Consider the following 8637-nt stretch of genomic DNA (forward strand, 5'->3'; position numbering starts at 1 on the left):
CGCAGGGCGTCATGGTCAATTTGGGCTCTTCGCGTCAGGCGCCACGGACAAAACTCAAGCGTTTCTGTCCAAGGACGGAATCGATCGACCGTTTAGGACCGGGCCACCGCCCTGCGCAGCGCCCGATTTCCAACAGGCTTTGGCTCGTCGCGCGGGTGTTGCCCTTCACCCTTCCAGTCGTCAGACCAAAGCCAATCCTCGAAATAGTAGAGCCAGATGTAGGTCCACGGAATGACGGTCTGGTCGATCCGCTTTCGTGCCTCCCACTCCCGGGTTCCCGGAAGATAGAGGCAGAGACGCAGCGGGTTCCTGTAGACATGAGGCAAAGGTCGCCCGTCCGCCAGTAGCTCCAGATCCGGATCGTTTATCTGAACGTCGGGCGTTTGATCCGGCTGATACGTGACGGTGGTAAGATAGGAGCGCGCCAAGGGAGTCGGCTGTATGGGCACTTGCCATGTCAGCCTGTTTGCGCGGACCGTCCCCACACCTCCAATAGCCGGGTTGGCCTTCAGAAACAGCAGTTGCTGCGACAGGGTCAGGTCATGTTGCTGGCCTCGTCCTTTCATCAATCACCGAAAAATGTGTTTACGGGAACGGCCGTTGATGTGGCGACCTTCGATGTCGTCAGCCCGATCAGCGGTGCGACGGAAAGCAGACCCGATTTGCGACCCTCCGACACTACACCGACGCGTTTGCCGAGAACCCGACCAGTGACGCCAGAACCGAACGAACGCTCCATGTTCAGGGACAAGCGGTCTTGACCGACGGCATCGCGAAGTGCCTCGAAGTCGGACAGGACTCGCGCGTGCCACGCGTAGAACGCCGGCGCGCGGCGTGCATCCTTGTTCCAGTTGTCCGCAAAATTTTCTCCGTCGGTTGTCTCGTTCAGGATCGCATAGACCTGCCGGCCGTTCAGAACAGGGCGCTCAATGAAATGCGGCATCATCCGGATCGTTTCTACCACGACATCCATTTCATCCTCGAAGACATGCTGCCGCACGCAATACGCGTAAGCCTGCATCGCAAGCGTAGTAATGATAATCGAAATCGGGGCGACATCTTCCGTGTTGTTCTCGTAGAAGACGTCCCGGTGACGTTTGAGCAACTGCACGATGCGGCGCAGGATGCCCTTCACCCCTTCACGGACGGGGAAGGGCTCTACCGTCGCCTTATCCCGCTGCATAGCGATGAACCTGCCAACGAAGGTAGGTTGGAGTGCGGCGCGCTCATCGAACAGGCTCTTGTAGGCTCGCGGATTTGTCGGATGCCAGTCTTTCAACGTCCGGTCGGGCACCAGTTCGCCCCGGTTGATGCAGAGCGGATTTGCAATTGTCGGAGAAAGGTCGAGGTGAAAATCGCCCGCGTAGTTGAGACGCCAGCAGCGCTTCTTTTCTACGAGAAGCCGCACATAGATGGCGTGTTCCTTCAAGCGATTGCCAACCGCCACTTTCAGAGCCGTTGGGGAAATACCGGACGTAACACCTGCACAGAAGCAGATCAGATCGACATCGAACTCCCGCCGCCCGATCGGCTTCACGGCCGTTCCGAGCGCAGTGGAACCTTGAAGGTAGACCAAGACGCTGACCAGCAGTGGATCGGCTGATCCCGACAACCAGTCCCCAACCGCATTGTAGCTTTGGCGGGCGCGGTCGAACTGGGTCTCGGTCAGGTCCAGAGCCTCGCCTATCTCGTCTAGGATGGAGAATATCTGCGTGCGTCGCCGGATATCGCTATCGGTAAGGGGTTGTCGCAACATTTGGTTCATGCCGCATCCTCCTTAAGTTGATGGACCGGCACAAAGGCGTCGGCTGGCTGACTGAAAAAGATTGGGGTCAGATGGGGCTTCGCCTTTCGGGCTTCCGACATGCCAAGACCCTTTAGACGGCCGATCTTGGTGGAGTCATCCAGAGAGAAAAATCCACTCGGGACGGAAGGCGAAACACGGTAGATGCGATCCCCATCGTAAGGATGTCCCGTCAGGAGCTTCGCCATGCCGAGGGCGCCGTGTGATTGCCCATCCGCGTAGAGGTTCAAGACTTTGAGGCCGAGGCCCGCAAACCCCGGGCTTTCGGGCAGCGTGTAGACTTCATCCAGACATCCCAGGCTCAGAATACGCAGGTCTGACGGATGCCACCCCAGAAGGGTTATGGCTTCGACGACAGCAATGGCCGTGGGGTTGTTGGCCCATGTTCCGCCATCGGTCAGGCCGATATCATCGACCGTGCGATGCCGCTTGAAATACGTGGGCGCGGCCGCTGTGGCCAGAGCGGCATCAAGTGCTGTCTTGCGATAGTCGGTCTGCAGACGCATGTGATGAGCGGTCTTATAGATATAGGGGCTGCGTAGATCGGCATCCCATGCCGGGATGACCAGCCGGGTCTGCGACTGCCCAATGAGGTTGCCCTTCAGGACTGCCTTGAGTTCCCGGGCAAGAATTTCCGAATCGTGCTTTGGTCCGACAGCGTGCCGCCCTGTAGCGGTGAGGGTGCGCCAAGCCCGCCGAATTCTCCCTGGCGACTCAACATCCGCGTCGTCTTGGCCGAATATGACAGGCCCTCGATTTTCGTAGAGATCGAGCATTTCCCTTGCCGTGCAGCCAAGGCCAAGACCCAGTGCGATGATGCCACCCGTCGATGTGCCAGCGATGAGATCAAAATAGCGCCCGATGGGCTGGCCCAGATCCTCCTCGAGCCCTGCGAGGAAGGCAGCAGGCATCGTGCCTTTGATCCCTCCTCCATCGATGGAAAGGATGCGACGTATTTGCCTGGTGTTGTTCCCGCTGCTGCTCATCCGGATGTCCATCTCGCCTTTACCGTTCAGCCCTCCGGCGGATACAGATCCTTGCCATAGGTGTTGCGCCCGCGGATGCGGCCATTCTCGCCATCGATCAGTATTTCGCTGCCTTGCCGAATTGCGGTTTCACGGGCTGCGCCGATCGCCTCACGTTGCGTGCCGTGGACGGAAGTGACACGTTCATTGCCTGCACCCCTGACCGCTCAACCACTAGAATGCGGAACAACGTGCTGATTTTTCTTGGTCATTTTGGCCGTTTAAACCCACCTTTCATTGACGATCAGTCAACCCTGTGTTTATAAATACACTACGATATGGCGTTTATCAACCGCCGCAATGTTGATGGGAGAAAAACCATGTTCGGACAAAGGCTCAGGCTTGCCCGCAAGCAGGCGGGATTATCCATGCAGGCGCTCGCTGAGAGCGTGACCCCCGGCATTTCGGCGCAGGCAATCAGCAAATACGAGGCAGACAAGATGATGCCGTCGTCGGGTGTCCTGGTTGGCCTGAGCAAGTCTCTTGGGGTGTCGCTGGACTTTCTGATGGGCGGCCAGGTGGAGGGGCTTCAGTCCCTTGAGTGGCGCAAGACCTCGAACGCATCCGCACAGGACCGAGCCAAGGCTGAAGCGGTAGTAATCGGGAAGCTGGAATACTACCTCGCTATCGAGGACATTCTTGATCTCAATCCTTCGGACGACCCTTTTGCGGATATCCGGATCGACCATGTTGAGAGCGATATCACCCTCGACAAAAAAGCGCGGGAAGTTCGCAGGAAATGGCAGTTGGGGATAGATCCGATCCCCAGCATGACCGCGCTGCTCGAGGACAAGGGGCTGAAGGTCATCGAGACCGATCTGCCGGAACGGATCAACGGTATGGCATGCCATGTCGAGCGTGCAAATCGCCCACCAACCGAGGTGGTGGTTGTCGCGCGTCAGACCAATGTCGAGCGCAAGCGATTCAACCTTGCCCACGAGCTGGCACACCGGATCATTGATGGGACCGGCAATCCGTCGATCCGGCTGGAACCGGCGATGAACCGCTTTGCAGGTGCTTTCCTGATACCAGCTGAACATCTCACCGCCCTGGCCGGTGAACACCAGCGTGGCGTCACCTATCATGAAATCATGCAGCTTAAGCGGACCTATGGCGTTTCAGCTGCAGCAATGCTGATGCGGCTCCGGCAGGTCGGTATCCTGTCAGAAGCGGCCGTAGAATATGCTTTCAAGACCTACGCCCGCAAATGGCGAACCGTTGAACCCGAGCCGATCGAAGATGGCAAGGGCTTTGCAGCGTTCGAGGCTCCTCAACGCTTTCAGCGTCTGGTCTGGCGTGCCCTTGGCGAAGAACTGATTTCACCGGTCCGTGCGGCGCAAATGCTTGGCCTGCCCCTGAACATCATCGAACGCGAAATCCGGGGGCCGCGCGAACATTGACCTGCATTGTCGTCAACGATGCATCATGCCTGATCGACCTCCGTAAGGGTCAATTGCTTCATGTCCTTCTGCGGCTGCCCTACCGGTTCATCGTCCCCCTGCCGATACGCATGGAAGAGCTTCTCGACTTCACGCCCCAGGAATGGCGCATGCTGGAGGATGGCGGCTTAACGATCTATGACCTGCCCGGCGATGAAGTGGCTCAGGTGTTCGCACTCAAACAGAAGCATAGCGGTCTCTCAGCGAACGACTGTTTCGCGCTGGTGACCGCCGCCTGTCAAGAAAACGGGATCTTGCTGACGGGGGATGGGAACCTGCGGAAGGTAGCGATCGCGCGCAATGTGCGGGTGCATGGCGTGCTTTGGATCATCGACGAGTTGCGCACGACAGGCGCCTGCGAAGCTGACCTGCTGATCTCGGCCCTTGAGCTTTGGCGGGATGACCGCGCTGTGTTCCTGCCCCCAGCCGAAATCGAAAACCGTCTGCGCCTTCTTCGCAGGTCCTGACACGGCAACGGATCCGAGAGCCGGTAGGCTTCCTGCCTCAACTCAGCCCGCCACCGGCTTTCCGGTATAGGTTTGCTCACCGACACGCACAACAATACGGCCTGCACTCCTAGTCTTCGCGGCCCCACTGCCCGTCCTGGTCCAGATAGGGCTGCGCGACGACGGGGGCGCGATCACCGCGGCGGGTGCCGCATTTGGCTTCGGCCTCGCCATTGTCGCGGGAATGGCGCTGTTCAGCTTCATCCGGGGGGATGCTCAGGATACCGGTTCTTCTGCTCGCGGTGGGAGCCGCCGTTATCCTGCTGGGGACTGGCCTCTGAAGCGGAGGGTTGCCCAAATCAGTGGGTCACCCGCAATCTTCCGAGAGCTGTCTCCGCCCAGGATACGGCAACGGCAAACTCGATGGCCTCTGCCATGGAATCGTAGCAGTCGAACACGGCCCTGAGTTCGTCTGGCGCAGTCACGATCATGACGTCGAGATCCTGGATGTCTCTGTCCAGGCAGCTCTTGACCGGTAATCCTCCCGTTTTTAACGGGACGAAGTCATAGAGGCTTCCTTTTCGTCTTGGGATCCGGCGTCGAGCCGTATTCCGAGAAAGCCGTGCCGGGCACCAGGCAGCGGCTCTCGACGCCAAGCCAGCGGCGCCAATGCGGGCTGGCCGTGTTGCGGATATTGGTGACGCCTGTATCGGAGGCATCCTTTGTCTTCAGGAACTGCGGTGGCGTGGACATGCCTCAGGCGAGGCGCGCCAGCTCGCGCCACTCGGGCGTGTTGCGCACGACCGGGGCAGCGCGGTCGGGATAGACATCCAGGCTCGGCTTAAGGTTGCCCAGAATATCCTGCATCACCCTCGCGAGGTCACGGATGGCCTGCTGGTTCGTGGAAAGGTTGTAGAGGTTGCACATGGTGGCCTCAATGGTTTCCGGAAGGGCGTCGGTGATCCGTCTGAAAGTTATCCCCACATCATTGCCAACCTACAGGTTGACAGAGGGCCCAGTAAAGGAACAAAACAGGAACACATTTGTTTATCTGCATTCCCTGAGGAGACCTCTTTCCGTGCCTGCCCGTCCGGCTCAACCTGCAATTGCTGCCCTGCGCGCGCAAATTGCGGCGCTGGAAGGCGAGAGTAGCCGCAACAGGGCTTTCCTGCCCTTCGATGTGCCGGAGCTGGACGCGCGCTTGCCCGGGGGTGGCCTTGCGTTGGGCTGCCTGCATGAAGTCGCGGGCGGCGGGAGCGGCGCAGTGGACGGGGCGGCAGCCTCCTGCTTTGCTGCCGGCATCGCCGCCCGCCTGCCGGGACAGGTCCTGTGGTGCGTGACGCAGGCTGATCTCTTCGCCCCCGGCCTCGAGCAGGCGGGGCTTGGTCCCGACAGGGTGATCGTCGTGGAGGCGGGTGACGACGTGTCGGTCCTGGCCTGCATGGAGGAAGGTCTGCGCCATGGCGGCTTGGCGGTGGTCGTGGCCGAGGTGGCACGGCTTTCGATGACGGTCTCTCGGCGTCTGCACCTGGCTGCCAAGGAGTCCGGAACAACCGGCATTGCTCTGCGTCGGTGGCGCAGGGAGCAAGACGCCTTCGATTTCGGCCAGCCCACGGCTGCGATGACGCGCTGGCGTATCTCGGTCCTGCCCTCGGCTTCCCTGCCCGTTCCCGGCATCAGCCGTGCCCGCTGGCTCGTCGAGTTGATCCGGGCACGAGCGGGCGAGAGCGTCGATATCGAGCTGGAGGCATGTGATGGCACGGGTCATCTCCGTCTTCCTGCCGATGTGGCCGATCGATCGGCTGCGGCGGCAGGCGGGCGACGCAGCGCCGTCAGCTGAAGAACCGCTGGTCCTGGCGGGACGGCTGGGCAACAGGAGGCTTGTGACGGCAGCCTGTTCCGCGGCCCTCCAGCTGGGCCTCTCCATCGGCATGCCGGTCAGCAAGGCCCAGGCCATGGTGCCGGGACTGCAGGTGCTGCAGGCCGATCCTTCCGCGGACGCCGCCTCCCTCGAGCGCCTGGCGCTCTGGGTGCTCCAGCGCATCTCGCCGGTCGTGGCGGTCGATGCACCCGACGGCCTGGTCATCGACTCCACGGGCGCCGACCATCTGCACGGCGGGGAGGAGGCGATGCTCGAAGCCCTGATTGGACGGCTGACGATGTCCGGTGTGACTGCCCGCGCGGCTATTTCCGATAGCTGGGGCGCGGCCCATGCCCTGGCTCGCCATGTGGCCGAGCCGATCCACGTCCAGGAAGCCGGGACATTGGAGGACTGTCTGGCCCCCCTGCCCCTTTCGGCGCTGCGCCTGCCTCCTGCCACGCTCTCCGGACTGCATGGCCTGGGCTTCAGGCGCATCGGCGATCTCCTCCATCAACCGCGCGCGCCGCTGACCAGGCGCTTCGGTCCCGAACTCTGCCGCAGGCTCGACCAAGCGCTCTGCCGGACATCGGAGCCGATCGAGCCCCTGCGGCCGGCGGAGGTGGTGGAGGTGCGCCGCAGCTTTGCCGAGCCGATCGCTGCCGCCGAGACCATCGCGCGATACATCGGCAAGCTGACAGCCAGGCTTTGCGAAGAGCTTGAGGAACGCGGTGTCGGCGCGCGCAGGCTCGATCTTCTGGCTTGGCGGGTGGACGCCCAGATCCAGACCCTGCGCGTCGGGCTGGCCAGGCCGCAGCGCGATCCGAAGCGACTGACGCGGCTTCTCTGCGAGAAGATCGAGACCATCTCGCCGGGCTTCGGCATCGAGATCCTGTCGCTTACCGCCGTCATGACAGAGCCGCTCGAGGCCCGGCAGACTGCCAGTTCCCTCTTGGAGGAGCCCGTGGCTGACATCTCCGGCCTGGTCGATGTCCTCGCCAATCGTGTCGGTGCCCGAGCCGTCTACCGCTTCGCGCCGGTTGCCAGCGATGTGCCGGAACGGGCTGTCGCGCGCATTGCGCCCCTCTCGGAACCGGTGGGCTTCGGCTGGCCGGATCATTGGCCGAGGCCAACGCGTCTGCTCCCCCGCCCCGAGCCGATCGAGACGATGGCGCTGCTGCCCGACCAGCCGCCTGTCTGGATCTCCTGGCGCGGCATCCGCCGCCGGGTGCGCCGGGCGGATGGTCCGGAGCGGGTCTTCGGGGAGTGGTGGAAGCGTGATGCCGAGACGGTATCCGTGCGGGACTATTTCTGCGTCGAGGATGACGGCGGCGAACGCTTCTGGGTCTTTCGCGCCGGTGATGGGGAGAACAGCCAGACGGGAAGCCATCGCTGGTTCCTGCACGGGATATTCGGATGAGAAGTCACGCCTATGCCGAGTTGCAGGTCACCTCGCCGTTCTCCTTCCTGCGGGGAGCCTCTTCGGCCGAGGAACTCTTCGCCACGGCAGCCCTCATGGGCATCCGGGCCTTGGCCATAGCCGACCGCAACTCGCTGGCCGGCATTGTCCGGGCCTGGGAAGCGGCAAAGACGACAGGCGTGCGGCTTGTGGTGGGCTGCAGGCTGGACCTGGCCTGCGGCATGTCGCTTCTCGTCTATCCCACGGACAAGGCGGCCTACGCTCGGCTCTGTCGCCTCCTGACGCTTGGCAAGTCTCGCGCCGGCAAGGGCGCGTGCCATCTCGAATGGTCCGATGTCGCGGATTATGCCGAAGGGCTGATCGCCATCCTTGTGCCGGACATGGCAGATGACACCTGCGCGCTTCGCCTGCGTCGGCTGCGAGACATCTTTGGCGACCGGGCCTATCTTGCGCTCACCCTGCGCCGCCGGCCGAACGACCAGATGCGGCTCTACGAGCTGTCGAACATCGCGGCACGTCTGCGGGTGCCGACCGTGGTCACCAATGACGTGCTGTTGATTTCCACCCAGAACTGAGCCGGATAGGCGCGTAATTTCCACTGAGAATTGAGCCATGTGAACCTTTCCCCAGAGCGGTGAGCGACGG

At 61.8% G+C, this 8637-nt stretch carries 9 protein-coding genes and 1 pseudogene; 5 read left to right on the forward strand and 5 right to left on the reverse strand.

The annotated features are described in order from the left end of the window. Window positions 1–92 precede the first annotated feature (92 nt). The 4 genes and pseudogenes from CHB77_RS16060 to CHB77_RS18705 form a co-directional block, all read right to left on the reverse strand. On the reverse strand, window positions 93–566 hold the full coding sequence (locus CHB77_RS16060; RefSeq protein ID WP_089389197.1) for a type II CBASS E2 protein: 474 nt from the start codon (window positions 564–566) through the stop codon (window positions 93–95). Beyond that, window positions 566–1765, reverse strand: coding sequence for a nucleotidyltransferase domain-containing protein (locus CHB77_RS16065; RefSeq protein ID WP_089389198.1), 1200 nt, complete (start codon window positions 1763–1765; stop codon window positions 566–568). Before CHB77_RS16065 ends, CHB77_RS16060 begins: the two co-directional genes overlap by 1 nt. Further along, a complete protein-coding gene (locus tag CHB77_RS16070) occupies window positions 1762–2790 on the reverse strand; it encodes a CBASS cGAMP-activated phospholipase (protein ID WP_242626678.1) in 1029 nt (342 codons plus the stop codon). The genes CHB77_RS16065 and CHB77_RS16070 overlap by 4 nt, the downstream gene beginning before the upstream one ends. 26 nt (window positions 2791–2816) lie before the next feature. Next, a pseudogene (locus CHB77_RS18705) lies at window positions 2817–2984 on the reverse strand (DUF2188 domain-containing protein); the annotation flags it as partial. 123 nt (window positions 2985–3107) lie between these two features. Here CHB77_RS18705 and CHB77_RS16080 point away from each other — a divergent pair. Both CHB77_RS16080 and CHB77_RS16085 read left to right on the forward strand, forming a co-directional pair. Further along, window positions 3108–4229 (forward strand): helix-turn-helix domain-containing protein, encoded by a 1122-nt coding sequence (locus tag CHB77_RS16080; protein ID WP_089389200.1) that lies wholly within the window; start codon window positions 3108–3110, stop codon window positions 4227–4229. Beyond that, window positions 4226–4735, forward strand: a complete 510-nt coding sequence (locus CHB77_RS16085) for a PIN domain-containing protein (RefSeq protein WP_089389201.1) — start codon at window positions 4226–4228, stop codon at window positions 4733–4735. The genes CHB77_RS16080 and CHB77_RS16085 overlap by 4 nt, the downstream gene beginning before the upstream one ends. Before the next feature lie 735 nt (window positions 4736–5470). On the opposite strand, the gene CHB77_RS18410 is transcribed toward CHB77_RS16085, so the two are convergent. Continuing rightward, the gene (locus tag CHB77_RS18410; protein WP_176430361.1) at window positions 5471–5641 is read right to left on the reverse strand and encodes an SOS response-associated peptidase family protein; all 171 of its coding nucleotides are present in this window, start codon (window positions 5639–5641) and stop codon (window positions 5471–5473) included. Window positions 5642–5672: 31 nt separating this feature from the next. Between CHB77_RS18410 and CHB77_RS16095 the strand changes: the two genes are divergently transcribed. The 3 genes from CHB77_RS16095 to CHB77_RS16105 are packed head-to-tail and all read left to right on the forward strand — an operon-like array spanning window position 5673 to window position 8567. Then, on the forward strand, window positions 5673–6554 hold the full coding sequence (locus tag CHB77_RS16095; RefSeq protein ID WP_242626677.1) for an ImuA family protein: 882 nt from the start codon (window positions 5673–5675) through the stop codon (window positions 6552–6554). Continuing rightward, window positions 6469–7992: a Y-family DNA polymerase gene (locus CHB77_RS16100; protein WP_089389203.1), complete on the forward strand. Its 1524-nt coding sequence runs from the start codon at window positions 6469–6471 to the stop codon at window positions 7990–7992. The genes CHB77_RS16095 and CHB77_RS16100 overlap by 86 nt, the downstream gene beginning before the upstream one ends. Further along, a complete protein-coding gene (locus CHB77_RS16105; protein ID WP_089389204.1) occupies window positions 7989–8567 on the forward strand; it encodes a PHP domain-containing protein in 579 nt (192 codons plus the stop codon). Before CHB77_RS16100 ends, CHB77_RS16105 begins: the two co-directional genes overlap by 4 nt. The last annotated feature ends 70 nt before the right edge of the window (window positions 8568–8637 follow it).

The organism is Paracoccus sediminis, assembly GCF_900188295.1.
GTDB classification, from domain to species: domain Bacteria; phylum Pseudomonadota; class Alphaproteobacteria; order Rhodobacterales; family Rhodobacteraceae; genus Paracoccus; species Paracoccus sediminis.

Coding starts and splice junctions, on each gene's coding strand:
- CHB77_RS16065 (WP_089389198.1), bottom strand. CDS start 1,765: ATGAACCAAATGTTGCGACAACCCCTTACCGATAGCGATATCCGGCGA.
- CHB77_RS16080 (WP_089389200.1), top strand. CDS start 3,108: ATGGCGTTTATCAACCGCCGCAATGTTGATGGGAGAAAAACCATGTTC.
- CHB77_RS16100 (WP_089389203.1), top strand. CDS start 6,469: ATGGCACGGGTCATCTCCGTCTTCCTGCCGATGTGGCCGATCGATCGG.
- CHB77_RS16105 (WP_089389204.1), top strand. CDS start 7,989: ATGAGAAGTCACGCCTATGCCGAGTTGCAGGTCACCTCGCCGTTCTCC.
- CHB77_RS16060 (WP_089389197.1), bottom strand. CDS start 566: ATGAAAGGACGAGGCCAGCAACATGACCTGACCCTGTCGCAGCAACTG.
- CHB77_RS18410 (WP_176430361.1), bottom strand. CDS start 5,641: ATGTGCAACCTCTACAACCTTTCCACGAACCAGCAGGCCATCCGTGAC.
- CHB77_RS16070 (WP_242626678.1), bottom strand. CDS start 2,790: ATGAGCAGCAGCGGGAACAACACCAGGCAAATACGTCGCATCCTTTCC.